Origin of the sequence: Paenibacillus sp. JDR-2 (genome assembly GCF_000023585.1) — a bacterium.
Taxonomy (GTDB): Bacteria; Bacillota; Bacilli; order Paenibacillales; family Paenibacillaceae; genus Pristimantibacillus.
On sequence record NC_012914.1, the window covers coordinates 616,115 to 641,549 of the forward strand.

Sequence of the window (25,435 nt, forward strand, 5' to 3'; positions counted from 1 at the left end):
GGGCATAATCGCTAACTATTTATTTGCTGCACGTCTTTCTTCGTATCTTTTCAGCGCATCCTCATAGATGTTGAGCACTTTGTCGAGATCGCCCGTTTTTTTAATTTTAGCTTGGAAAGCCGCCCAGTTATCGAAGCTTTCTTTGCCATTCACGAATTTATTTTGCATTTCCGCTACAAACGTATTTACCGGCGACATCACCGAAGTAATTTGCTCGCGTTCCGTATCGGTAAATTCAAGACTAGGCTCGAAAATCATAGGAGGGACGTAGTCGTTAGGGAACGGGATGTCTTGGAACGCGGTCTCCCATGGTTGATCAACCGGCTTGCCATTGATGATACCGGAATCTTTAGGCGCAAAATCAACGAATGCTCTTGTATCAATCGCCATCTGCAGGCCGGGACGGTAGGAGCTGCTTGAACGCATTCCGTATTTATCGCCTTCCATCCACGGGTTGTCCGCATGTTTAATCGAATCCACGAAGGTTGGTTTGCCGCTGGCGTCTTTCGTATAGGTCGTACCTTCGATTCCCCAAGTAATCAGGGTTACAATGTCCGGCTTGTATTGCAAATCCATCAGCTTAACTAAATCCTTCACATTCTTAGCCTTCGGACTGACAACCATCACTGCGCCCGAGCTAACGCTTACGGAGCTGAAGTCGTTCACGCTTTGCCATGCTTTCCCGTATTTAGGGTTGTCGGGGAACAAGGAAATGACGAATTTCTCTCCTCCGGTTGAAGCGCGGTTCCAGTCCCCGGCGAAGGTAAACCAGTTAGACAGCAAGATGAAGTTCGTGCCGTTCATTGCTTTTTTCTTTACTGCGTCGGATTTATCCGAGAACGACTCAGGGTCTAGCAGCTTCTCCGCGTACAGCTTATTTGCAAACTGCAGCGCTTCCTTATAGGAGTCTTCGAACGGCCCGTATACATAATTTTTCCCATTCCAATAGATGGAGGAGCCGCCGTTATGATTAGCGTAAAAGAGCGAATCGAAAGAGCCGCCTTGCGTATTGACCGGATAGGAATTCGGATATTTTTCTTTTAACGTTTTGGCAGCCGCGTACAGCTCGTCCAACGTAGTTGGAATAGGGAGGCCTTCCTTTTGAAAAATATCATAGCGGTAAGTTGCCGGCGTGTATACGCCCATTCCTTTATCCTTCGCCTGCCGAGGAAGGTCTATATTCCATAATCCATAGAACTGACCGTCGGATCGGATCGCTTTGATTTTACCGTCCGTCGCTTGGTCGACCAGGCCCAAGTAGTTCGGCAGCAGATCCGTATACTTGCTTAAATCAAGGAACGTGCCTTCCGTTTCGTATTGCTTATAGAGGTCTTTACTCATGACCATGAATAGATCCGTCGTATCTCCGCTGGCAAGCAGAAGTTTGGATTTCTCATCGTACTCGCCAATCGGGATGTAATTAAATTTTATGTCGAGCTTCTTGCCCATAAGGGCTTCCATCTGTTTAACCCATTCCTTCTGCACCATAGAATCCTCGATTTTGGCGCCGAAGGAGGGCAGCGTTACGGAAAAGCTTAGCGTTCCTCCAGCTTGCTCCGCAGCTTTGGTGTTTCCTGAGGTTGCGGTAGTAGAGTCAGAGCTGCAACCTGCCAGAACGGTTCCCGTGCTTAATACGCCTGCAAGCAATAAAGAAGTTAATTTGATGCGTTGTCTCATCTTTACCCCTCCTGGAATCATTGTCATCTACGCGCGAATGTTGCTAGACTCAGGTCTCTTTTCGAATAGGCACCACTCCTCTCGGCAGCCTTGGAAAATCAGCCTTTAACCGCACCAATCATGACGCCTTTCACGAAATACTTCTGGAGAAACGGATAAATCACCATGATGGGAAACATCGCAATGACGACGATCGCCATTTGAATGTTTTTGGGACTAATATTCATTTGCGACAGCATCGCCTGCATGACTTCCGTTCCGGTTCCGGAATCAAAGGAAATGGAAAACAGATATTTTCTTAAAATGAGCTGTAAAGGATACTTGCTCTCGTCCTGCAGATAGACGAGGGCTTCAAACCAGCTATTCCAGCTTCCGACAATGCCGAATAGTGCAAAGGTGGCCAAGAGCGGTTTGGATAACGGCAAAATGATTTTTATTAATATTTGAATATCGTTAGCGCCGTCGATTACGGCGGATTCTCGCAAATCGGCCGGTATCGTTTGATAGAAGGATCTGAACAAAAAGACATTAAACGCGGACACACAGCCTGGAATAATGATAATCCAGTAGGTATCAAGCAAATGAAGGCTGCGTGCAAGCAAATACGAAGGGATCAAGCCGCCGCTAAAGAACATCGTAATGACCAGAAAAATCGAAAGAAATTTTTTGGCCACGAATTCCGGGATTGTCAGCGGGTAGGCCATCAGGGAAGTGAAGGTTAGCATAAACAGGGTGGATCCGACAGCGTAAATGATGGAATGAGCGTAACCCGAATAGAGGAAAGGATCCTTCAATATGTACCTGTAACCGCCAAGATTAAAGCCCTTCGGAAAAATCGTAATATCGCCCCTAAGGATATGCTCGGAATTGCTTAAAGAAGTTGCAATAACGTTCAAGAATGGATATAACATGGCCACGCATAGAAGCAGCATCAACACCATGTTCAACAAATCAAATATCCTCGATCCAATACTCTCTTTACCTACCAAACTTGTTCACCTCCTACCAAATACTCGTGTTTGATACTTTGCGGCTAAGCATATTTGCCCCTATGAGCAAGATGAACGCAACAAATGACTGGAAGAGCCCTATGGCCGTTGTATACTCGAATCTGGACCCCATGATGCCTTCGCGATAAAGATAGGTCCCGATAACATCCGCAACCTCATAGGTGTCCGGGTTATAGAGCAGGAGAATCTTCTGAAAATCCGTTCCCAAAATGCCGCTAAGGGACAAAATAAGCAAAATGATTGTTGTTGGTTTGATGTGCGGCCAGTTAATATTCAGCACTTTCTTCCAACGGTTTGCACCGTCTATATTCGCAACGTCATAGAGCGTAGGATCAACGCTGCTTAATGCCGCCAGATACAAGATTGTGCCAAAGCCGATTCCTTGCCATATGCTTGAGCTGATAAATATGGTCCTGAACCATTCGGGTTCTGACAGAAACACAATCGGGTCGCTGCCGAACCAAGCCGCAATTTGGTTAAACAAGCCGTCTCTTTCGGTGAAGGTTCGAAGAATGCCGATAATAATGACCGTGGAAATGAAGTGCGGCAAATAGGAGATCGTCTGTACCGCTTTTTTGAATATGGGACGTTTTAATTCATTGAATAGCAAAGCCAGTATAATCGGGGCGGGAAATCCCCACAGCAAGGAGTAGAAGCCTAACAATAAGGTGTTCTTGAGCACCCTCATGGCCATCGGATCTTGAAAAAATAAAACGAAATACTTAAACCCTACCCAATCGCTGCCCCACATCCCGCGTACCGCGCTATACTTTTTAAATGCGATCTGGATTCCGTACATCGGAAAGTAACTGAATACCAATACAACCAAAAAACCGGGCAGGACCATTAAAAATAAATACCGCTGCTTCCAACATGCCTTGAAAAGCTTGTGTGCGCTTACCATCTTTTTTCACCCCTCAGACAACATGGTATTTCCAGATTCTCTGGATCAATTAATAGATTGTTTCCGCTTACAAAGAACAATACAGCCGATGAACATCTGTGTCAATATATTAATTTATTGTATCTAAAAATTGATATAAAAATGATACAGAAGGGGCGACCTGATCAAAGCTTAAATCGAAAAAACGGCTTTGTTGAATATCCATAAAGGAAATTCAACAAAGCCGTTAATTGGGATAGTATAAATTTTTCGTTAGGTGACAATCGATTTCACGGACTTGCCGATATACATTTTCGAATTGCATACTTGTCCGTAAAAAGATTGGTTTTCATGGTCGTCAATCATGTTCAGCAATAATTTTGCAGCGCATTGCCCCATTTCATAAAAGGGCTGCGTGACACCGGTGACATTTAATTTACTTCTGCGATTTAAATTCTCGGCGTCATACGTGACAAGCGATACATCCTCAGGGATGCGATAATTCAGGTTCTCGAACGAACGGATAGCGGCTTCGGCAATTTGATCGTTTGCAGTAAAAACAGCCGTGAACTGCATCTCCTTCATTTTTTTCTCTAGAACTTCACAATACGCATCGAATTCATCGATGAAATCCTCGTTTTTCGTTGAAATGAAAACTTCAAATTCATCGGAATACTCTAAATCCGAGTCGATAAATGCTTGTTTAAAGCCGCAGAGCCGCTCATTTATCGTACTTATATTTGAATTTTTAATAAATAATATTCGTCGATGACCTTGTGCAATGAGAAGCTTGGTTAGATTGTAAGCGCCTGTAAGATTATCGCTGGTAACATACGGAATACTGGTGTTGTGGACAGCACGATCCAAATTTACATGCTTAATACCGTTGCTCTCCAGCATAGAGAAGATCCGGTTATTGATCTCTTCATGCCCTTGGTTCATTATGGGACTTAGAATAACCCCTTCAACCTTTCTTTCCACCGCTCCTCGCACGAGAGATTCCAGCTTTGCCATGTTCCGATCGTCACTTGAGCTTAACAGCTGATATCCCCTCAAAAACAACACGTCTTCCACGCCTCTTAATGCAGTCGCCCAAATCGGATTATCAATTCCGAATACAAAAGCGGCTACCAGACGAGAGCCGCCCGGCAGAGGTTCCTTCCCTTTATCCATGAATGTTCCTCTCCGGGTATCCCGGATCAGCCAGCCTTCCTCCGCCAGCTCCTTAATCGCCTTCTCAATCGTATTCACGCTAGACTCGTAATATTGGGCGAACTCGCGGCTGGATGGTAATCTATAGCCTTCCGTCCATTCTCCACTATTCAGCCGTCGCTTAATATCTTCCTTTATAACGGTGTACTTAGCCACAACCGCACATTCCCCTCATCCAGAACTTATCTTTCAATGTACTCTTCGCCATTATCTGTGTCAAGTTTTTTGATACAAGGGGTCCTTAACCTGAAGAGGAGCGGATGCGAGGTAGGGGATGAGTCAACGAGCAAATGCGAGAAACTACTTTGCAAATCACTAGAAAAACAGATTATGATGAAGGTAGCTAGAAACGGGGAGGGATCAGGGGAATGAGTCAAGATCAATTACATGTGGATGCTCTTTTGAAAGCGGTTACGGATCGGTTGATTCCAGGGGATGATTGGCAGTCGGCAAGCGATGCGGGAGTCTTAACCTATTTGGAGCGTTATGCCGCACAAGATGCTGCTGTCTGGGCGAAAATAATTGAACCCGGAATCCGCTCTTTGCAAGAGGAAGCAATAAGGCTTCATGGGAAGCCGTTTTCCGAATTGCCTGCCGATGAGCAGGATCAACTGCTGCAAGAGGCGGAGTCTGATGCCTACCGGGATTGGCCTGTTTCGTCGAAGCTATTTTTTGATACACTATTGAATCTAACAGTTGAAGGTTACTACGGAACTCCGGAAGCTGGAGGGAATAGAGAAGGAAAGTCGTGGGAGATGATAGGCTTTCGTCCGGGCCCCGTGGCAGAGGCGATTGCGCCAGCTCCGGAGGCCGATTTTCCGCATAAAACGCTTGAGCAGCTGCGAGACAGATACGATGCGGTTGTGATCGGGGCCGGAGCAGGGGGATCGGTAGCTGCGGCCGTCCTGGCCGAGTCCGGCATGCAAGTGCTTGTAGTCGAGCGCGGAAGCTGGCTGAAATACGATCAGATTGGCAGGGATCACCTGCGGAATCACCGGATTAGCAAATACGGGCATAACACGGGTCCGGATGCGGAAGGCAATCCCCGCACGTTTGCTATGGCGGACGGAAGCGAACGAATAACGCTGCCTATTGATGGCGATTACCATAATAATGCGATGACGGTTGGTGGAGGCACGAGGGTTTACGGCGCGCAGGCGTGGCGTTTTCATACGGAAGATTTCCGTATGGCAAGCCGTTACGGAATACCGGAAGGCAGCTCGCTCGCCGACTGGCCGATCTCTTATGAAGATCTTGAGCCTTATTACCAGCGCGCGGAATGGGAAGTTGGCGTATCCGGCGACGGGGGTGCCCATCCCGGGAGGGGCAAGCGTTACGGTCCTTATCCTATGCCAGCTATGCCTATGACGTTGGAAGCCGGACGGTTAGCCCGGGCTGCGCAAAAGCTGGGCTGGCATTCCGGTGCCGTACCGCTTCTTATCAATTCCGTTGAAAGGGACGGCCGGCAGGCTTGCGGCAGATGCGGTCAATGCGTGGGATTCGCCTGTCCAACGAACAGCAAGAACGGCGGGCATAATACGATGCTGGTAAGGGCGATAGCGACGGGCAATTGCGATCTGATCTGCGATACCTTTGCCGAGTACATAGATAGCGATGGAGGAAAGCATGCGACCGGAGTCCGTCTAGTGCAGGAAGTGAAGGGTTCGGTTCAGCGTCGGCCAATTCAGGCAGGACATGTGGTCGTTGCTGCGGGAGCGATTGAAAGCGCGCGGCTTCTGCTTAACTCCGCAAGCGATTCAGAGCCGGACGGAATCGGCAACCGGAATGGCCAAGTCGGCAGAAATCTGCAGGGCCATGTATATTCCGGCGCTTACGGGATTTTTGACGAGGTGGTTCAAGACGGCCTTGGTCCAGGGGTCAGCATCGCGACTTTCAATACGGAACATAGCAATTTGGGAATTATCGGCGGGGGGCTGCTCGCAAACGAGTTCACCCGGCTGCCTCTTATCCATTGGTATCGTGCGCTTTCGCCGAATGCGGCGAGATGGGGGATGAAGGGCAAGGAAACGATGCGGGATACCTTCCTGCGCACGAGCCAAATTCAAGGGCCAATTCAGGAGATTCCCAACGCCGAATCCAGGGTGCGGTTGTCAAAGTCGGTTAGGGACCGTTTTGGCATACCGGTCGCTTCCCTATCAGGCAGCGTTCATCCCGAGTCCCTTCGAGCTGCGGCTGTGCTGGGCGGGCAGGCGGAGAAGTGGCTGTGGGCAGCCGGTGCGCTTGAAGTCTGGCAGACCAAGCCGGGCGGGGGCTTAAGCGCAGGACAGCATCAGGCGGGTACACTTCGTATGGGGAATGATCCCGAGACATCCGTCACCGATCCGTCTGGCCGCGTGCACGGATACGACAATCTGTGGGTGAGCGACGGATCCGTTCACGTGACGAACGGCGGAGTAAATCCGGTTCTGACGATTATGGCATTAGCTTTCCGCACGGCGGATAACCTGGTGAAACTGGGCTAATCACTGAGGCGAAATTATTTTATAGGCCTTGTAGAAATCCGCATTCCGAAATCGACATAAGTATGCAAGTCAAATTAGTGATCGATGAGAGGAGCTTGAAGCATGCATTTTACGCTGATGTTTTTTGAAAGTACGGAGGATTTCGCCGCTCGCAAGGACCTTGAAAAACAGCAGGAGTATCTGGCGGGATGGTCGCATTATGTTCATGCCCTGCGTGATTCCGGGGTTGTGGTTACCGGGTTTGGCCTACATGCGCCAGAGACGGCAGCGACATTAAAACGAAATGACGGAACCATCTTTGTACAGGACGGCCCCTTTACCGAAACGAAAGAACAGCTTGGCGGATTATTCGTTATAGACGTGCCTGACTTGGATGCTGCGCTGGAGTGGGCGGCCCGCGCTCCCGTAAACGCAGTCGAAGTAAGACAAAATCTCCCGGCTATGTAGCAGGACCGTGATGGATATTTATCGGACGATCGAAAATACCGTTCGCGACTCCTATGGCCGAATCCTTTCCTATCTAGCCGCTAACTGGCGTGATCTGGAGGCGGTTGAAGACGCGCTTGCGGATGCCCTCGTCACCGCTTTGGAATCGTGGCCGAAGAAGGGGATTCCGGACAAACCGGAGGCCTGGCTGCTTATGGTAGCCAAGCGGCGTCTCATGGACCGCCTCCGTCGTAAGCGCGTTTCCGAAAAAGCCTATTCGGCTCTGATCGCCATGTCGGAGGAAGCGGAGCATATGGATTCCGCAGCTTTTCCTGATGATCGGCTGAAAATGCTGTTCTTGTGCTCGCATCCCGAGATCGATCCGTTGATTCATACGCCGTTAATGCTGCAGCTCGTGCTTGGCATCGATGCATCCCGCATCGCGTCCGCATTCGTAGTGAAACCCTCCACGATGGGACAGCGGCTTACGCGCGCCAAAGCAAAAATTCGAAGCGACCGTCTGACCTTCACCATGCCTGACATTGAAGAATTGCCTAAACGCTTGGATGCCGTGCTGGATTCTATCTATGCGGCGTATGGCAGCGGTTGGGATGATCTTGCGGGAGTAGATTCGAGGCGCAGAGGGTTAGTGGATGAGGCCATTTATTTGGGAAGACTCCTTGCCGCGTATATGCCTGATGAACCCGAAGCGCAGGGGCTTCTTGCGCTTATGCTGCATTGCGAAGCACGGCAAAGTGCCCGCCGCGACGATACGGGGAGCTACATTCCGCTTAGCGGGCAGGATACATCGCGCTGGTCCGTCCCGTTGATAACGGAGGCAGAAAAATGTCTGCATAAAGCAGCGCGATTCGGCCGAATCGGACGATTTCAGCTGATGGCTGCCATTCAGTCCGTTCATGCCCAGCGGGCAAGGACCGGACGTACGGAATGGAAGGAAATCGCCTTGTTATACGAGGGACTAAGCCAACTGAGTCCAACTCTCGGGATTCTGGCAGGACGCGCGGCTGCTGTTGCGGAGGCATACGGTCCGAGAGAAGGACTGGTTCTTCTAGAAGCGATACCTCAAGCGAATAGGGACAGCTACCAGCCTTATTGGGCGCTGCTCGCTCATTTGCATAGAACAATGGAAAATCTCGAGGAAGCCCGAACAGCTTACAGCCGCGCGATTGGCCTTTGCGAAGACCGTTCGGTAAAACAGTTCCTGCACCAACGCGCAATGGAGATCTGTTAATCCGCAAGCGGTGCATCCCGCCGGTAAGCCCGGGGAGACATGCCGTATCTTTTTTTGAACAGCTTGGAGAAATGAAATTCGTCATAGAACTGCAGGGCGGCGGCAATTTCTTTCACCGAAGCTTGGGTTGTCTCGAGCGATGTCTTGGCCGCGGCCAGCTTCAGCTCCTGCATATATTGGTTGGGGGACATCCCCGTTCTCTCGCGGAAGCGGGTGAAAAAGGCGTTGCGCGATAATCCGCTTTGCTGAACCCATTTCTCGATCGGGAAGGCTTGTCCAATCGTTTGGTGCATGCGGTACAAAATATCGTCTAATTCGGGATGTCTGCCGGAGCGGTTGGCATGCCGTTCCCTGGCGAATAGCAGCAGAAGCTCCTGCATCGCCAGATGGGAGTCGTAAGCATAGCCGGCAGGCTTCATAATGAGATTGTTAATCAGCCGCTCGTTCATTCGGGCGGCTTCCGCCATTTTGGCGGTAGATACGGGAATGCCTACAGGAAGGTTTAATCCTAAGGCCATGTCCAGCGAATCAAATTCCAGAAAATAAAACTTCCAATTCCCATTGAGACATCGGTATGCGGTGGGAGTATCCGGCGGTACGATTATATAGGTTCCGGCAACCAGCTCATGCTGCTCGCTTCCCAGCGTGATTACGCCTTTGCCTTCCCAGGTGGCGAATAAGCCGGGGGAAGAAAAGCCGGTCGGATTGGCGACTTGATAAGCAATGTCCGCTTGTACCTTCCATATTAACTGAAACCGGCAGGGCGGCTGCGGCGGGAGTTCTTCCAGCACGTAGGGGATATTCATAAAGGACATGGCAAGCCTTCCTTTCGGGGTTTTAGTACGATTATACATGTTTTTGCAAATGGCCTCCATGGTATAGCCAGGTGGGCCGGCGCTACAATGAAGCTAATACCGATTAAGGGGTGGTTCGTGTATGCTGCTGAAAGTAGGAAGCCGGGAGCTAGAGCTTGGAGGACCGTATTTAACGGAATTAAGAGACTCAAATGAGCTAATGCATGATGCCGACGCATTAAGAGAGCGGCTTGCGGAGGACGGTTATTTGTTGCTTCGGGACTTCCATAATCGGGAGCAAGTGTTGAAGGCGCGCCATTCCATCCTGAAGAAAATGGACAAGATGGGCAAGCTGGACCGGGATACGCTGCTGGAGGAAGGCGTAATGGCCGACGGCAGCAAAACCATTTTTATGGGGGGCACAAACGAAGATTTGCCGGAATTGCTCAGCGTGCTGAATGGCGATCATATAATGGGCTTTTTCGACGAGCTGCTGGGGGAGCGATCGCTGACGTACCATTACAAGTGGCTTCGCGCCGTCGGACAAGGAGATTTTACCGGTGCGCATTACGATATTGTGTATATGGGGCGCGGCACGCATAACCTCTACACCGTTTGGTCGCCTCTTGGCGATATCAATTATGACATGGGAGGTCTGGCGATTTGCCTGGATTCCCATCATTTCGAGGAACTGAAGAAGTCTTACGGCTCTAAAGATTCGGACCGCGATCCCGGCATCGGGCACTATACGGATGATCCGCTTGTCATTACGGAGAAATTTGGAGGCAAGTGGGCTACGGCCGAGTATCGCGCGGGGGACGTATTGATATTTGGCATGTTCCTCATGCATTGCTCGCTAGCCAATACGACGAACCAATATCGGCTCAGCGTCGATACGCGGTACCAGTCAAGCTTGGAAAAGGTTGACGAACGGTGGAGCGGCAAGAAGCCGCGGGGCCACTACAAATAAGCGAAAGCAATGCATATACCTCTCGGTACATCTCGATACATCTCGGTACATTAATTCCTATATAAAATAAAAGAAACGGGCGCTGGTTTTATCCACGCCCGTTTCTTTTGTTTAACGTTGAAGCACTCTGGCGATCATGGTTGCGAATTCGGCTCTGGTTATCGCATTGTCAGGGCGGAATTTGCCGTCGGCATACCCCGTGACGATCTTGTTGGCAATCAAAGCGTCGATATAGTCGCGTGACCAGGAATCTGTCCCGACATCCGGGAAGGAGACGTTGCTGCTGCCGCTAAGCTGGAACGCTCTGGCGACCAAGGCAGCCATTTCTGCCCGGTTAAGCTGGGCGTCCGGCCGGAATTTACCGTCGGCGTAGCCGTTCATAAGTCCCGACTTCTGCGCGGCTCCGATGAAGCCGGCAGCCCAATGCGTGCTAGGTACATCGGCAAAGCTGCTTGCCTGCGATGCAAGACCAAGCTGCAGTGCCAATACTTTCAGCGCCTCGGCGCGGGTGATGCCGAGGTCTGGACGGAAGGTGCCATCCGGATAGCCGGACAGGAGTCCCTTCTGAACCAGATAGTCGATGCTGGACTTGGCCCAATGCCCCTCTGTATCGGTGAATGAAATCTCTTCCGGAGTAGGATCATCCGGTGTTTCATTGCCTCCCGAAGGCGCTCCGTTGTTATTGCCCGGAGGCGTAGTTGGAGGTGTTGTCGGAGGCGTAGTCGGCGGCGAATAGCTCAGCGCCGGCGCAAAGGCGGTTACCGTGCGGGCCGAGGCCTGCTGCTCCAGGGCGTAACCCATGGCTAGGACATTAGCGTCATCCCAAGCCTTGCCCATCAGCTGCATAGAGATCGAATAGCCGTTTGGATTCGTGCCTACGGGCACGATAACGGTTGGCAGTCCGACGTTGGAGGTTAACACGCCGGTGCCTCTGTCGGAGCTCAGCTGAGAGGCCGCGCTGTCGTTGTTATAGACGTCGCTAATGAAACCTGCATACACAACGCTGTCTACGTCGTATTGATCCATCCAGTCTGCGATGATCCGCTTATAGTTCGTTCTGTAGTTGATATAGTCCTGTACCTGGCTTTCCGTCATCCGCGGACGGACTTGCAGGCTTCTTTGGTTGTATAACAGCACTTTAGGCGAGGCGAGCAGCTCGTCGCCGTTGGCGAAAGGGAAATTGTCGTGCAGCTCGATGTAGCGTGCCCAGCCCTCGGATCCCGCATTTCCGGCAGGTCTTGTTCCGCCGCTTGGCGGCTCGCTCATTTCGACCATGGTGGCTCCGGCTTTCACCAGATCGTCAAAATGCTGCTTAACGGCTTCGCCCGTGCCGTCATCGGCATAGGAGGAGTTGAATGAGGACGGAATATAGCCGATGCGCTTGCCCTTCAAAGCATCCGCACTGAGGGCTGCCGTCCAATCTTCAGGTCTTCTTGCATCCGCTTCCTGAGTCAGCATATCCTGCGGATCCGTGCCCGTCGTTGCATTCAGCAAATAAGCCAGGTCGGTAACGGAGCGGGCGATAGGTCCCGCATAATCCTGCCCCCATGTGAGAGGGATTACGCCGCGCGTACTGGCCATGCCGTCCGTGCCGCGGAAGGCGGTCAAGCTTGCGCCCGTGGTTGGCGCGTACAGGGATACGCCGGTCTGCGTTCCCATGGCTGCCGCCGCGAAGCTTGCCGCAACGGATACTGCGGAGCCGCCGCTGGAGCCAAACGAAGTTTTAGACGGATAAAGCGCGTTCCAGGTTTGCATCCAGCCGCTTTCGCTGAAGCTGCCGCTGTTGGCGAATTCCGATGTGTTGGTCTTGCCGATAATAACGGCGCCGGCTTCTCTCAGCTTCTCAACCTGGTAAGCGTCCGCTTTGGGCTGGAAGCCCTCCAGCGCCTTGGATCCGCCGGTGGTCGGCATGTCCTTGGTATCGTAAATATCTTTAATCGCGATTGGGATGCCAAGCAATTGGCCGGTCTTTCCTTCTCTGCGCGCCTGGTCGGCCCCTCTGGCCTGTTGGAGAGCAGTCTCCGAGACGTGAAGAAAGGAGTGAAAGCCTAATTGGCCTAAATCATACGCCGCAATGCGGTCCAGATAGGCTTTGGTAATAGCTTCGGAAGTCGTTACGCCCTTTTCCATATCATTTTGCAATTGCGCTATGCTCTTGTTAAACACGTCGTAATTGGAGGTTGTAACCATTGGCGGTGCGGCCGGAGCCGCCGGAATGTCGAGACGCGTAACATCCGCGCAAGCGGCGGAATCAAAGCCGGTCAGGCTGGAAAGATTCCAGTTGCTAAGCGTACATATCTCTGCGGGAGTCAGGTGCGTTAAGTCGGGGGTTTCCGTCAGTTGATTCAGCGAATCGGCGGCCTGGGTTAATCCGGTCTCGCCTGTTTCTCCGGCCAGTACATATCTGGCGAGCGATTTGGTGTGGCCCGGCTCAATCGTCAACTTATGAATAAAACCGTAGAAGTTTGCGTCATTGCCTGAGGCGGCTAGCGGAGTGGTGAAGGGGTTTTGCTGCTGATCGCCGGTGCCTTGCATCGCGCCTTCGAACGGAGCCGGCGAACCAAGAACGACGCCAATCGGTCGATCCGCTGCTCTCGAATTGGCTATCAGCGCCCATGAATCGTCGGAAGCAATGGCGGTGTCTCCGCTGGAGGTTGTTTTCACGGCGGCGTAATTTGCACCGGTTCCGTAGCCGAGCGATCCGCCGAAGGATACATTAACCGTTACGGGAGCGTTTGTCGTATTCGTAAACGTGTCGAAGAAACGAACGGTGTTGCTTGCGCTGTTAAGGTAAATATCGCGAGTAATAAGTACATTTCCAAATTGACGGACTTTGTAGTGTCGAATGTATCTTTGCCGTCGAACGACAGTCCGAAGTCTCTCATCAGTTGACCGTTCATCCGAGGGGCTGGCGAGGTGGATACTTGGACGAAAATATTGCCAAACCCCTGTATAGGCGTGCTGCTCGCACTGCGAATACTGCCGGTGTCTAAGTTAGGCGCGAACGAATCATGGATTTCCCAAGCTATTCCGCCCTCAGACGTTAGTCTTGTTAACGCAAAGGCGTTGTTGGCCGGAATTACTCCCGCGAAGACCATGGAAAGCGCGAGGGCTGCCGCAAAAACGCCCTTTTGACTCCAAGTTCGCTTCCCCACGCGGGGAACTGCCGAATCTGAGGCAGGCCGACTTTTGTTAAGCGACAAAAGGTTTCTAGTTTTAAACAATTTACTACAACTCCTTCCAATGAACTTGGTAGAGATTCTATCATCGAGTTAGTATTGCGTCAAGTAAAGTAACATAGATTAATATAGAAGATAATATTTTTAATAATTTTATTGAAAATACGTAAATTTAAGTCACCTAATATAACATAAAAATAACGTTAAACTCGATTGTTAGATGAAATAGAAGTGCACCAGGCTAAAACGATGTCAACTAGCGAGGAGATTAAGAGAGTTTCAAGCAAGTTATTTTTTATGCCTGTAGCGGGATATGGTGTTACTATACAAAATAAATAGAAATATTTTGAAGTTACCGGTCACATTCTTCGGTTTGGGGTTGTTATACAGGCATCGGGCCCGAACCGGGAAAGGAGTTCATATGGACGTTAACGAATCTATGGAGCCGCTTAGCGCGGATCGAATTGAGAATCTCGTCAAGGCTGTGCAGGCTGGGCAAGTTGAACCGTATCGCGCGATTGTGCTGCATTTTCAGAGAAGGCTACATCTTTATTGCTACTACATGATAGGCGACCGGGCGGAATCAGAGGATATCGTACAGGAAGTATTCCTGAGAGCCTACCGCGAAATTGGAAAATACCAGCCGACCGTCTCCTTCTCCGCTTGGCTATATAAAATCGGTTACCGGCTTTGCCTTAATGCGCTCAAGAAGCATAAAGGGCAGCATCGGTTGTTGTCTCTTATTCAACAGCAATGGTTGACGGCTCCCGCGACTAGTTCCGACGAGTCGGCCGACTGCCTATTAAAAGGTTTGTCCCCGGAAGAGCGGCAGCTGGTTATTTTCCGATCGCTGGAGGAACGCAGCTTCGCCGAAATTGCGGAGCTTACGGGAAGCAACGCTGCAGCCTTGCGCAAGAAATACGAACGCATCCGAAAGAAACTCAGAAAGCAAATGAGGGAGGAAAAACTCGATGAGCGATTATTCCCCGGGCTTTGAACCGCTGGAGCAATTCAAACGGGACGCTAAGCGAGGCGCGCCTGCACCTGTGGACTTCTCCGAGCGGATTATGCAAAGGATTGAACTTGATTCTGCCGGGTCTTCAAATTATACGGCTCATAAGCCTAAGCGGATGGCAATCGGTATCGCAATAATTGCTCTAACCGTGACGCTGCTATGCGGATTTACTTATGCTATAACGGCAGGCGTGCTTACGATAAAGGACGATGCCGGACGCGAAATCATGCAGGTGCAATCACCGGATCCAATCCCCGCGGAGCAGGCTGAATTGCAAGAGCGGATTGAGAAAGTGGTCGAGGATCAACTACAGCAGGGGGAGGCCGCGCAAATTGTAATTGGGCAAGAGGATATCGACGCCGTAAAAAGATACGAAGAGCCTAAGGATTATTATCCTCTATTTCGAGGTTTTAGCTATTCGTCAACGCAAGATATCCCCCGTTTGGTTGGCCATTTGAACGAGCTAAAGAAGCTTGGCGATCAGGTGATGAATGCCAAGCTTACAAAGGCGGAATTATTCCCTTACCTTGGTCACCCGAATGCCGTACAGTCCGATAAGTGGGTGGATGCAACCGACGCGGCATCGGGCACTCCCTATGCCTATTACAAGTTAAAACCCGACGAACAGGCTTATATGGAAGATGCCGTCCTTAGTCTAACTTATCAGGAGGGAGATTTAACTTTTAAGCTTATCGGCAATTACGGTGAATTTACATCGGTAACCATTTTCGATAACAATCCCTCAGCCAAAAGAATGCATGAGGTTGAAGGAATCTCGGTCTATCACAGCGAAGGTCAAGAGACGCCTTATCTAACTTGGCTTGAGCCTGTAGGTGACGGAGAATTGATGTACTGGCTGAATAGCAATGCGGAGATAAAGCAGCAATTGAAATTCGCAGAGGCGGTTATTAAGGCTACCAAACGCAAAGTGTAAAATAGGAGGCTTATACGATGGGGAAACAGTTGGCATTTCGACAGGACGGAACGTTTAAAATTATTCAGTTTACGGATATCCACGTGTATGATGGGCTAGGGGAAGCGGATGTCCGCTCGCTGGCTTTAATTAAAAACTTGATCGAATCCGAGAAGCCGGATCTGATTGTTTTCACGGGCGACCTTATTTTTGCCGATAATGAGACGGGCGACCTAAGAGGGGGATTCCGGAAAACGGTTCAAATCGCCGACCAGTCCGGCATTCCGTTCGCCGTTATTTATGGCAACCACGATGCGGAAAGAAACGTTAAGAAACCGGAGCTGCAGGAGATTTTATCCGAATTCGGCAATTGCATTAGCGATGCCGGTCCGGAGGACATTGGCGGCATAGGCAATTATACGGCAACGGTCAAAAGCTCTTCGTCGGACAGCGATGCCGCCGTTCTATATTTTATGGATTCGGGCGAGTATGCGCATGAAAGCATTGGCGGATACGCATGGATCCAGCCTGGTCAGGTTCAATGGTACAGAGAACAGTCCCGCCAGCTTGCCGATAAAAATAACGCCGTGTTGCCTGGCCTCGCCTTCTTGCATATCCCTATCCCCGAATACAACGACGTCTGGCAATCAGGCGGGGCGGAAGGCACAAAAGGAGAGCAAGTGTGCTGCTCAAAGGTCAACAGCGGTTTGTTCGCCGCCCTGTTGGAAAGAGGAGATGTGATGGGGGTATTCGCAGGGCATGATCATAACAATGATTATATCGGCAAACATCATGGCATCACGCTTGCATATGGACGAGCTACCGGCTACAACACTTACGGCGATTTAAAGCGCGGCGCCAGAATCATTACCCTCGTTGAGGGAGAGCGCCGGTTCGATACTTATATTAAAGAAGATGAACAATCTGAAAGCGGTAGCTTGCAGTAAACTCGGTGAAGCGGAGGGATCAGATAAGATTATAAACGGACAATCTGACATTTTAGTGCATGAATTGTCAGGCTGCTTGAACATCGCGGTGTTATTCTCCTTATGAAAGGAGGGATCGAGATGGATTGGCTTCAGCGCATGAATCTGGCTGTCGAATACATTGAAGATAACCTGGAGCACGATATCGATTACGAACAGATAGCTAGAATTGCCTTATGCTCCGTCTATCAATTTCAGCGTATGTTTTCGTTTGTGCTTGAGATACCTTTATCCGAATATATAAGGCGCAGACGGCTGACGCTTGCAGCTTTCGACTTGCAAGACAGGAAGAACAAAGTAACGGATATCGCCTTGAAATACGGTTATGAAACGCCTGAATCATTCTCGCGGGCATTTCAGAATTTGCATGGACTGACGCCTACTGCGGCCAGACTGGCGGGTAGCCCATTGAAAGCGTACCCTCGTCTCTCCTTTCAAATTATTCTTAAGGGAGTTGCCGAGATGAATTATCGAATTGTTGAACGGGAAGCTTTTCAAGTATTTGGACTCGAAGATATATACGGCATGGACAATATTGCGAATCAGGACGGAATAACGATCCCGGAAATCTGGCAAAACATTTCTAAAAATGGCGAGTTTGACCGGCTGTTTCATTCATTGGCTGGGGATTGGCGGGCTGAGGGCCGCTTCGGTAAAGAGCTTGGAGAGGTCTTTGCATTTGATTCCTACAGGTTCACAAGCAATACCACATTTCCTTATTTGATTGGATGTTATAAATCAGCTGGAAGCACGATAGAGGGATACACGGTTATTGATGTTCCGGCATCTACTTGGGCGGTATTCTCCACCTTAAATGATGGGAACGGGAGCGGAAACTACGATTTGCGTTCGCTAAAAAACCGGATATTCTCGGAATGGCTGCAAACATCCAAGTACCATATCATTGACGGCGGTAATTTTGAAATGTATTGTACGCATCCAAGCGGAGATGAGTATTGCGAATTATGGTATCGTATCGAGGAAAAGAGATAATCTCAGCAAGTACAGAGCACGGCGAGAAGGATGCCGCTGCTCTGTACTTTTTTTGAGAAAGGCTTACAGTTTAAATTTATCCACGTTAGCCTGCAGTTCCTCCGCCATGCGGGTCAGATGGGCCGCGGACGAAGAGATGTCCTCCATCGACGCTAATTGCTGCTGGGTTGCCGCGGATACCGTCTGGGCTCCGTCCGCCGTAGATTGGGAGACAGCGGAGATGTCCTCAATCGCCTTAACGACCTGCTTTGTTCCGCTTGCGATTTGCTCTGCCGCCGTCGACACTTCATGGACCTGGCTGTTAACCTCGCCAACCGCATGCTCGATTTCGGCGAACAGCCTGCCTGCCGTCCGAATGACGGTTACGCCTTCGCTTACTTCGCCGGCCGCCGCTTGCATGGAAGCATCCGCGTTGCCGATCTCCCCCCGTATAGCCGCAATAAGCGCCGCGACCTTTTCCGTCGATTTCGACGATTGCTCCGCGAGCTTCCGTACCTCGCCTGCCACTACGGCAAATCCAAGTCCTTGTTCTCCCGCTCTCGCTGCTTCAATCGCCGCATTCAGCGCCAGAAGATTGGTTCTCTGAGAGATGTCGGAGATCGCTTCGATAATCTGGCCGACTTCCCTTGAGGTATCCACGAGACGGGCAATTACGTCAGCCAAGCTTTTTACCGAGTGGTTGATATGGCCCATCTGGCGAACCGCGTTTTGTACGGCTTGTCCGCCTTCGGACGATTTTGCCGATACTTGGCTTGTTGTATCCGCCGCCGTTTGCGCACGGGCCGCGATATGGGTGATCGCTCCCGTCACGTCGCGTATCGTCCGAGCGTTGTCCTCGATAATGTCTACTTGCTGCTCTGCGCCGTCGGCCATGTCCTCAATCGTGCTGGCAATGTGTTCCGTAGCCGCTGCCGTCTGGTCCGCGCTTACCGATAATTGCTCCGAAGAGGCGATCATCTGATGAGACGAGTGACTAACTTCGGATACGATTGACCGGAGCGAATCGACCATGGTATTAAAGGTGGTTCCCAGCTCTCCGAATTCGTCCTTGGAGGTGAGGGAGACGCGTTTGCTCAAATCCCCTTGCCTAATGGTTTGCGTCGTTTCCGTTAAGGCTTTGAGCGGTCTCATAATCGAACGAACGATGAACCACATCAGGAATACGCCCAGAATGGTGGATAACGCAATAACTAGGATCGTGTTATACAGGATTGGCTTGGCTGCTCTTGTGACCTCGCTCGGAGAGCGGTCGCCTCCTATTTTCCACCCGGTCAGCTCGTTGGTGATATAAATTAAGTTCCTCGTTTCGCCTTCCGGGGATACTTGCTCGATCTGCCCGGAATCGCCGGTAAACATGACTCCTGGTTCGCCGCCGCCGGCTTCACCCGCAGGAGGTTCTCCGGCGGAATCCGCTGGCGGCTCACCGGTAGGGACTGCATCGGCCGCGCCTTCGGCAGAGGAGGCGTTCATGTTCCAAGGCGGAGATACAACCATTCCTCCGTTAGCGCTGAAAATAACAACAAAGCCCTGTTCGCCGATCTTTACCTCGCCAACGGCTTCCTGTAAAGCCTGCAAATTCACCACAACCGCAACAACCGACTTGCCGTCGGACGAAGCTTCAGCCACCATAGCAACCGTGTCGCCCGAGTTCTCGGACGTGTAAGGCTCCATAATAACGGCCTTTCCTTTATTCTCGACGGCTTGCTTATAAGCATCGCTTTCCGCATCGGCTGTCACGCTTCCGGTAGAGTACAAGACCGTTCCGTCGCCCTGCATATAAGAAGCCGCTTCAATCTCCGAGTGGTTCTGCTTATAAGCTTCAAGCAGCTGCGAGGCGGAGGGAGGGGAGATTTGCCCGGAGAGTCCGTTAACGTCGTTAATGGTTGCTTGCATAAATTGGTCAATCATATGGCTGACGAGCGTAATATCGGTTGTCGCCATGCTTGCCAGTTGCTCGCTTACCTTGTTTTTGGCTGTTCCGTAGGCGAACGTTCCGATCGCGAGGCTTGGCAACAGCAGGATCAGCAGGCAGGACAGGATGAGTCTGCTTCTGACCGAGCCCAATTTTTTCTTTAGCTTGGAGGGAGGATTAGGGTTCATCTGGGTGGCTCCTTTTACTTGATTTCATCTTTTTTCCAAGTATAAAGGATCCTCTCTCCGCGAAAATGAGGCTTGGCTGAAGCTCCGCTGAAAAAACGCTGAAAGTCGCCTGCTTAGATGAAAGCTAGGTTAAAAGCACGGCGATCAGCGCGATTAATGCCGGCAGACCCTGAACGAGCAGAATCGAACGCTTTGCCGTAAAGCCTCCGTAGACCGCCGCTACAAGTACGCAGATCAGGAAAAACAGCTGGATCTGGTGCCCTGTCGAGGCATTCGGATGAACTAGCCCCCAGAATAGGCCTGCGGCCAAGAAGCCGTTGTACAGTCCCTGGTTGGCGGCAAGCGATTTGGTTGCTTCCGCAAACGCTTTGTCGGTTCCGAAGGCTTTTCTTGCTCTTGGACCCGTCCACAGAAACATCTCGAGGATCAGGATATACACATGTTCGATCGCAACAATCGCCGTTAAGATGACGGAGACAATTAGCATAGGAATCTGACGCTCCTTTTTAGATAAATTGCATACAATTTGTTCGGGAAGATTATACACGACTATTCGCAAAACAACCAGTCGCCGGATCGTTTTGAATTACTACTTTCGGATAATATCCAATGGATGGGGCGGGTGCTATTGTTGAAATGACTTCAGGAAGATACGGCCAGACGGGTAGAGGGAAGCTATTACTTCGTTTATGAGGAGGTGTTCGTATTTCCAGGGGGAGCCGTCATTCACTCATCTTGCTAACCGTATTCTTCATGCTGTTTGGCATGGTCCCGCCATCTCTTGCTGCTGCCGCGAACAATAGCAACGGGGGAAGCCAACCGGAGAAGTCCGATCGGCCCGTATTCAGCGATATTCAGTCGCACTGGGCTTACAACGAAATTACGGAGCTCGCCGAAGCGAATATTGTGGCGGGGTTCACGGACGGAACGTTTAGGCCATCCGGGCAAGTTACGCGGGAACAATTCCTGAAAATGCTGGTCGTGCTTAATAAATATAGTAGCGATAATGTTTCCGTTCCGTTCAAAGATATCGAACCAACGCGTTGGTCCGAGCCTTATATCGCGGCGGGATTAAAGCACGGTATTTTGCTGCTCACCGATTATCCGGACGGCAAATTCAAGCCCAGCCAGCCCATTACCCGATTCGAAATGGCGATTTGGATCGTCCGGGCTCTGCAGCTTCCGCCTGGTAAAGACGAACGGATGCTAAGCAAGCTGAAGGATCAAGCGAACATCAAGCAGAGCCGGAGTTTAATCGAAGCGGCGCTGGAGACGGGAATCATTCGGGGGATGCCGGACGGCAGCTTCCAGGGCGGGATCCATTCAACCCGGGCGGAAGCGGCCGTGATGCTCTCGCGGGCCCTTAACTATTTGCTCGGCAAATCGGGTGCCCCTCATAAAATCGTCCAATACAGACCCGAGGTGAAGCTGAGCGCTAGCAAAAACTATTCCATGCGCGATAGTTCGACCTGGGTCATTACCGATCCTCAATTAAAACTAAGCGCCGGCGATGTGTTTGTTATGCCTCCGAACGATAAGTATTACGGCGGTATCGCGAAGAAGGTCGTATCGGTAAGCAAGGAGAACGGCACGCTTATCGTCAAAACCTCCGTCCCTAGACTAAAAGAGGTATTCTCGAAACTTGATATAAGCACATCCGAGTTAATAGATCCCAAACTGCTGAAGCCCATTAATTCCTCCGTTACCATTCAGACGAGCGGGCAGAGCGCACAGCCAATGAATATGTCCCTGTTGAATCAGGTTCCCCAAAGCTATGCCTCCTTGGCTTTGCCATGCTTCAATATCGGCCTAAACAATGCGAAGCTCGATGGAATAGCGTTCGATGCAAGCTTAAATGCCTGCAACTTGGGTGTAAACGCGGATATCGGTCTCGATGTCGACTTCGATTGGTTCGATACCGATCTGGAATTCTATTCGAAGCTTGTTCTGACCGGCGATATTACGACGAAAGTCCATGCGTCAGCCAATACGGGGAACAGCGCGTTAAATGAGCCCAAGTTTATCCCGCTTACCACGCCTTTCTACGTTCCGGTCTTTACCGGCGTGTTTGTTAAGGGGCAGTTGTTTTTGCGGATAGATCCCGACTTCCGGGCTTCGGTCGTCGTTGATTTCAACGATCAATTCCATCTGGAGCAGGGCTTCAGCCTCTCGTCCAGCAATGGCCTCCGCGCCATTAACAACACCACTAACACGGCAACCCTAAACGTCGATACAAAGGCAAATGCCAGTATTGCCGCCGGTCCGGACGTTCAATTAACGCTGACGCTGCTCGATGTGGCGTATGCCGGTTTTGACTTGTATCCCGGCATCGAAGCCGGCTACAGCCGCAACTATGAGCAGGGACGATGCGACGCGATTAACGTAGACGCCTTTCTCCGGCTGGATGTGATTGCAGGCTATGATATCTGGATAGCCTCCGATGACTTCAGGGCGAATCTGATCAACGCAAAGTATCAGCTCTATCAGACGGAGCTGAATTGTCCGCCGCCTCAGCCTCCCGGCAATTTGAAAGCCGAGTTGTTCGGCTTCCGGGCTACGCTTGGTCCGTATAGCAGCACGATTATCAACCGGACCGATGTTCAACTAAGTTGGAGCGCCGTGAAGGATGCCGCGACGTACAACGTAAAACGCTCGGAATCGTCAAGCGGACCGTTCACGTCAAGACGTACCTCAAGCACGCAGTTCAAGGACACAACCGCAACGATCGGCAAGACCTACTATTATCAAATTACGGCCGTAAACGAGCATGGCGAGAGCAAGCCTTCCTCAACCTTTAAGGTAGCGGTAACGATGCAGCCGCCCCCTGCGCCGCAAAGCCTGACAGCGGATAAAAGAGGCGGAGCAAGCGTTGTTCTTCACTGGGCGGACGTCGGAGGTCTGGTTCATTACACGGTGCAGCGCGCGGACGGCAACGGTACGAACTTTGCGACGATAGCCTCTAACGTGAGCGGTACATCCTATACGGATTCCTCCGCCTCGCTCATAAAAGCCTACAGCTATCGGGTTATGGCAGAGGATAATGGGGGAACAAGCGCGCCAAGCAATGTCGTCTCCGTTCCGATACCGGATATTTCCGTTACGCCAATCGATCCTGTCATCCCTATAGGACCGATTATCATTAAATTGCCGGCTCCCGCCAACTTTAATGCGGGCACGGATATAAACAGCGGAAAAGTCATTCTTACCTGGAACGCCGTCAGCGGGGCGGCAGGTTACGATGTGATGCGTTCGACGGCCGCTAACGGGACCTTTACGGTTATCGGTTCGAAAATAACGGAGCCCAAGTTCACGGACACGACCGCATCCATTGGCGTGACCTATTACTACAAGGTTGCGGCGGTAAGCAGCAACGGAGCGGAAGGCAACGCGACAGCGGTCAAGTCGGCTGCGCCAAGCAGCGGAATCCATTAGCGCCGATTCGGCGCTCAGCGCAAAAACCGCTCCTGCGAAGGAGCGGTTTTTCGATGTTGCCTAGGTGCGTCCCGATACTTTATGGATAAGCTGGGTTCGGCTTTTCACTTCAAGCTTGCGGAATATATTGGCCAGGTGCTTCTTGACGGTTACTTCGCTTAAGCAAAGATCCCTGGCGAGCTCCAGATTAGACCGTCCAAGGATCACGCGATCCAGAACCTCCCGTTCACGGCGGGACAGTAAGGAGAGCAGGGCCTCTTCGGCAAATCCTTCGGCTTCCGCCTCTTTTCCCTCCTCCTGCATGCCAAGTGCGGCAATCATTTTATCCACGTAATGGTTCACCTTATTGCCGCGCGTATCCAGAATGTAATAGGGAGCGGGCGTAACGTTGTCATAATCGAGATTGCCGGTCCCGGCAGCCTGCTCGAGACCAAGGCTTGTGCAAATGGCATGGGAGATCGGATTGCCAATGGGCGCGGCGACGATATAACCCGTTGAGAGAATATGACTGATCAGCGTCGATAAAGACGCGTGCATCATGACGTCGTCAGCGAAATCATAAACGTCGAGAATTTTGACAAAGTAACCGGAATGGCTGGGGGGCTGGACCGCGAGCTCCAGCAGCAATTCCTCCGGCAACGCAGTGAAATAAGCGCGGGACATCCTGGCTGTCCTCAAATAATCGATTGTCCCGGCGTGAATAGGAATAATCTCGATTAATCCGCATACTTCATCCTCGCCGTTGCGGATTAGTTTTACGCTGCCCGGCTCCAGCTCGTACAGCTCCTGAAGACGAATCTGGTCAAGCACCAGGAGGCTCTCTTGCCTAGACAGGCAGAATTGAATATGCGTGCCATCCTGCGCGGAGAAGGGGATATAGGAATCCTTCGCCGTACGTCTGCGCCGCTCGATATATTGCTCGGCTTCCTTCCAATTGCCCGGTCCAAGCGGCTCTACGCTGTAGGATACCCATTGCCGGTACATTAGAAAATGAACAAACTGATTGCCGATATAATAGAGAAATTCCGCGTTCTCCCAGGAGACCGATTTATTCCTCGCCGATTGCTTGAGCTTATTGGAATAATACTGAAGGCAGCGCTGCCAAATCCGGTTGTAACGTTCCGGCATGCGCATTCGCAAATCCTTGGAGATGGCTTCCCTTAACAGCTCATGAAGCAGCCAGCCGCGATCCATGCGTTGAATAAAGGAGTAGGAGATTAGCCTTCTGAATTGCTCCGTTGTTACGGGTCTGCCCAGCATGCGGCTGAGCATCTCCTGATTGAAGTGACGGGCAACGGCGGCGGATTCGACCAGTTCCCTCATATCCGAATCGGGTACTTCCCGCAGCCAGGTTTGTACAATATGGCTAAACCAAGCGTCTTCGTTAGAGGGGCGCCCCTCATTATCAACGTTTACAAGCGAAGTAGAGGCAAGGAGCGCGAGGGAAAGCGGGTGGCCGCGCGTTCGTAACCAGATGGAACGGATGGTCTCGTCTGACGCAATCCCGCATCTGAGCAAATAAGACCGGGCTGCCTCATAATCAAGATCCCGGATAGGAAGCGGGTAGATGGTTCGCTGCCAAGCCGGAAAAGCGCGCCAGGAGGGATGCAGGGCGAATCGGCCGCTTAGGATGATAATAATGCCTTCCGGCATCCGGTTTATGAAGCTGTCCCGCAGCCAGTGCTCCATTTCCCCGATTTCTTCGAATGTATCTAAGGCCAGAACAAAGGGCTTCCCCGCCCCGAGTATAACCTCCCGGCATAATTCAGTTAACGCTGCCGTGTCGTTTGGGCGCATCATTCCGGGTATCGGAGTATGAAGTGTCCGCAACAGAAAAATGCAGAACTCCGCTGGCGTATGGGCAAATAACCTGGTGTCTACCATAACAAACGGAATGTCCCTCTGCCTCGCTAATTGGTCGAATTCCCGAAGCAGCACGGTTTTTCCGACACCGCCGGTACCGTAAACGCTGATCATTCTCCTGACAGTAGACGGTGTCTCCAGCAATTCGATAAACAGCTGAACTTCCCGGTCCCTGCCATAAAGTTCTCTGCTGTGAGGAGCTTCAAATTTATCGGCAGGTCTAAGATACCCTTGCTCCTTAGCCATA

The 25,435-nt window shown here is 51.1% G+C and carries 18 protein-coding genes; 9 read left to right on the forward strand and 9 right to left on the reverse strand.

Going from position 1 to position 25,435, the window contains the following annotated elements; genetic code table 11:
• Positions 1-15: 15 nt before the first annotated feature.
• From PJDR2_RS02760 to PJDR2_RS02775, 4 genes are all read right to left on the reverse strand, one after another.
• Positions 16-1,677 carry an extracellular solute-binding protein gene (locus tag PJDR2_RS02760; protein ID WP_012772521.1) on the reverse strand — a complete coding sequence of 554 codons (1,662 nt, stop codon included), beginning with the start codon at positions 1,675-1,677 and terminating at the stop codon, positions 16-18.
• A gap of 98 nt (positions 1,678-1,775) precedes the next feature.
• Entirely contained in the window at positions 1,776-2,618 is an 843-nt protein-coding gene (locus PJDR2_RS02765; RefSeq protein WP_049790111.1) for a carbohydrate ABC transporter permease, read from the reverse strand.
• A 61-nt stretch (positions 2,619-2,679) separates the two neighbouring features.
• Positions 2,680-3,591, reverse strand: a complete 912-nt coding sequence (locus PJDR2_RS02770) for an ABC transporter permease (protein ID WP_012772523.1) — start codon at positions 3,589-3,591, stop codon at positions 2,680-2,682.
• Positions 3,592-3,843: 252 nt separating this feature from the next.
• Positions 3,844-4,938 (reverse strand): GntR family transcriptional regulator, encoded by a 1,095-nt coding sequence (locus tag PJDR2_RS02775; RefSeq protein ID WP_012772524.1) that lies wholly within the window; start codon positions 4,936-4,938, stop codon positions 3,844-3,846.
• 212 nt (positions 4,939-5,150) lie between these two features.
• On the opposite strand from PJDR2_RS02775, the gene PJDR2_RS02780 reads away from it, so the two are divergent.
• The 3 genes from PJDR2_RS02780 (at position 5,151) to PJDR2_RS02790 (ending at position 8,943) form a co-directional block, all read left to right on the forward strand.
• Positions 5,151-7,265 (forward strand): GMC family oxidoreductase, encoded by a 2,115-nt coding sequence (locus tag PJDR2_RS02780; RefSeq protein ID WP_012772525.1) that lies wholly within the window; start codon positions 5,151-5,153, stop codon positions 7,263-7,265.
• A gap of 102 nt (positions 7,266-7,367) precedes the next feature.
• Positions 7,368-7,712, forward strand: a complete 345-nt coding sequence (locus tag PJDR2_RS02785; protein ID WP_012772526.1) for a YciI family protein — start codon at positions 7,368-7,370, stop codon at positions 7,710-7,712.
• A 10-nt stretch (positions 7,713-7,722) separates the two neighbouring features.
• Positions 7,723-8,943 (forward strand): RNA polymerase sigma factor, encoded by a 1,221-nt coding sequence (locus PJDR2_RS02790; protein WP_012772527.1) that lies wholly within the window; start codon positions 7,723-7,725, stop codon positions 8,941-8,943.
• On the opposite strand, the gene PJDR2_RS02795 is transcribed toward PJDR2_RS02790, so the two are convergent.
• Positions 8,940-9,758: a helix-turn-helix domain-containing protein gene (locus PJDR2_RS02795; protein ID WP_041613266.1), complete on the reverse strand. Its 819-nt coding sequence runs from the start codon at positions 9,756-9,758 to the stop codon at positions 8,940-8,942. The two genes, PJDR2_RS02790 and PJDR2_RS02795, sit on opposite strands and share 4 nt — an antisense overlap.
• 121 nt (positions 9,759-9,879) lie before the next feature.
• Here PJDR2_RS02795 and PJDR2_RS02800 point away from each other — a divergent pair, with 121 nt between their 5' ends.
• Positions 9,880-10,707 carry a phytanoyl-CoA dioxygenase family protein gene (locus PJDR2_RS02800; protein WP_012772529.1) on the forward strand — a complete coding sequence of 276 codons (828 nt, stop codon included), beginning with the start codon at positions 9,880-9,882 and terminating at the stop codon, positions 10,705-10,707.
• Positions 10,708-10,818: 111 nt separating this feature from the next.
• Here the strand turns inward: PJDR2_RS02800 and PJDR2_RS02805 are convergent, their stop codons facing one another.
• Positions 10,819-13,371 carry an amidase family protein gene (locus PJDR2_RS02805; RefSeq protein ID WP_049789997.1) on the reverse strand — a complete coding sequence of 851 codons (2,553 nt, stop codon included), beginning with the start codon at positions 13,369-13,371 and terminating at the stop codon, positions 10,819-10,821.
• A 936-nt stretch (positions 13,372-14,307) separates the two neighbouring features.
• Here PJDR2_RS02805 and PJDR2_RS02810 point away from each other — a divergent pair.
• The 4 genes from PJDR2_RS02810 to PJDR2_RS02825 all read left to right on the forward strand — a co-directional run bounded on the left by PJDR2_RS02810 (position 14,308) and on the right by PJDR2_RS02825 (position 17,793).
• A complete protein-coding gene (locus PJDR2_RS02810; RefSeq protein WP_012772532.1) occupies positions 14,308-14,883 on the forward strand; it encodes an RNA polymerase sigma factor in 576 nt (191 codons plus the stop codon).
• The gene (locus tag PJDR2_RS02815; protein WP_012772533.1) at positions 14,858-15,835 is read left to right on the forward strand and encodes a hypothetical protein; all 978 of its coding nucleotides are present in this window, start codon (positions 14,858-14,860) and stop codon (positions 15,833-15,835) included. Before PJDR2_RS02810 ends, PJDR2_RS02815 begins: the two co-directional genes overlap by 26 nt.
• 17 nt (positions 15,836-15,852) lie before the next feature.
• Entirely contained in the window at positions 15,853-16,761 is a 909-nt protein-coding gene (locus tag PJDR2_RS02820; RefSeq protein ID WP_012772534.1) for a metallophosphoesterase family protein, read from the forward strand.
• Between the two features lie 120 nt (positions 16,762-16,881).
• Positions 16,882-17,793 carry an AraC family transcriptional regulator gene (locus tag PJDR2_RS02825; protein ID WP_012772535.1) on the forward strand — a complete coding sequence of 304 codons (912 nt, stop codon included), beginning with the start codon at positions 16,882-16,884 and terminating at the stop codon, positions 17,791-17,793.
• Positions 17,794-17,856: 63 nt separating this feature from the next.
• On the opposite strand, the gene PJDR2_RS02830 is transcribed toward PJDR2_RS02825, so the two are convergent.
• Together PJDR2_RS02830 and PJDR2_RS02835 are read right to left on the reverse strand one after the other, a co-directional pair.
• Positions 17,857-19,893 (reverse strand): methyl-accepting chemotaxis protein, encoded by a 2,037-nt coding sequence (locus PJDR2_RS02830; protein WP_012772536.1) that lies wholly within the window; start codon positions 19,891-19,893, stop codon positions 17,857-17,859.
• A gap of 124 nt (positions 19,894-20,017) precedes the next feature.
• Positions 20,018-20,380 (reverse strand): DUF1304 domain-containing protein, encoded by a 363-nt coding sequence (locus tag PJDR2_RS02835; RefSeq protein WP_012772537.1) that lies wholly within the window; start codon positions 20,378-20,380, stop codon positions 20,018-20,020.
• A gap of 248 nt (positions 20,381-20,628) precedes the next feature.
• Here PJDR2_RS02835 and PJDR2_RS02840 point away from each other — a divergent pair, with 248 nt between their 5' ends.
• The gene (locus PJDR2_RS02840; RefSeq protein WP_041613267.1) at positions 20,629-23,325 is read left to right on the forward strand and encodes an S-layer homology domain-containing protein; all 2,697 of its coding nucleotides are present in this window, start codon (positions 20,629-20,631) and stop codon (positions 23,323-23,325) included.
• A gap of 60 nt (positions 23,326-23,385) precedes the next feature.
• On the opposite strand, the gene PJDR2_RS02845 is transcribed toward PJDR2_RS02840, so the two are convergent.
• Complete coding sequence (locus PJDR2_RS02845; RefSeq protein WP_012772539.1) at positions 23,386-25,434, reverse strand: LuxR C-terminal-related transcriptional regulator; 2,049 nt, start codon at positions 25,432-25,434, stop codon at positions 23,386-23,388.
• Position 25,435: the final 1 nt, after the last annotated feature.

Bases quoted from the DNA above. Each gene is read 5' to 3' on its own strand.
- PJDR2_RS02785 (WP_012772526.1), top strand. From the start codon at position 7,368: ATGCATTTTACGCTGATGTTTTTTGAAAGTACGGAGGATTTCGCCGCT.
- PJDR2_RS02780 (WP_012772525.1), top strand. From the start codon at position 5,151: ATGAGTCAAGATCAATTACATGTGGATGCTCTTTTGAAAGCGGTTACG.
- PJDR2_RS02765 (WP_049790111.1), bottom strand. From the start codon at position 2,618: ATGGTGTTGATGCTGCTTCTATGCGTGGCCATGTTATATCCATTCTTG.
- PJDR2_RS02760 (WP_012772521.1), bottom strand. From the start codon at position 1,677: ATGAGACAACGCATCAAATTAACTTCTTTATTGCTTGCAGGCGTATTA.
- PJDR2_RS02790 (WP_012772527.1), top strand. From the start codon at position 7,723: ATGGATATTTATCGGACGATCGAAAATACCGTTCGCGACTCCTATGGC.
- PJDR2_RS02810 (WP_012772532.1), top strand. From the start codon at position 14,308: ATGGACGTTAACGAATCTATGGAGCCGCTTAGCGCGGATCGAATTGAG.
- PJDR2_RS02835 (WP_012772537.1), bottom strand. From the start codon at position 20,380: ATGCTAATTGTCTCCGTCATCTTAACGGCGATTGTTGCGATCGAACAT.
- PJDR2_RS02795 (WP_041613266.1), bottom strand. From the start codon at position 9,758: ATGTCCTTTATGAATATCCCCTACGTGCTGGAAGAACTCCCGCCGCAG.
- PJDR2_RS02830 (WP_012772536.1), bottom strand. From the start codon at position 19,893: ATGAACCCTAATCCTCCCTCCAAGCTAAAGAAAAAATTGGGCTCGGTC.
- PJDR2_RS02800 (WP_012772529.1), top strand. From the start codon at position 9,880: ATGCTGCTGAAAGTAGGAAGCCGGGAGCTAGAGCTTGGAGGACCGTAT.
- PJDR2_RS02820 (WP_012772534.1), top strand. From the start codon at position 15,853: ATGGGGAAACAGTTGGCATTTCGACAGGACGGAACGTTTAAAATTATT.
- PJDR2_RS02770 (WP_012772523.1), bottom strand. From the start codon at position 3,591: ATGGTAAGCGCACACAAGCTTTTCAAGGCATGTTGGAAGCAGCGGTAT.
- PJDR2_RS02815 (WP_012772533.1), top strand. From the start codon at position 14,858: ATGAGCGATTATTCCCCGGGCTTTGAACCGCTGGAGCAATTCAAACGG.
- PJDR2_RS02825 (WP_012772535.1), top strand. From the start codon at position 16,882: ATGGATTGGCTTCAGCGCATGAATCTGGCTGTCGAATACATTGAAGAT.
- PJDR2_RS02845 (WP_012772539.1), bottom strand. From the start codon at position 25,434: ATGGCTAAGGAGCAAGGGTATCTTAGACCTGCCGATAAATTTGAAGCT.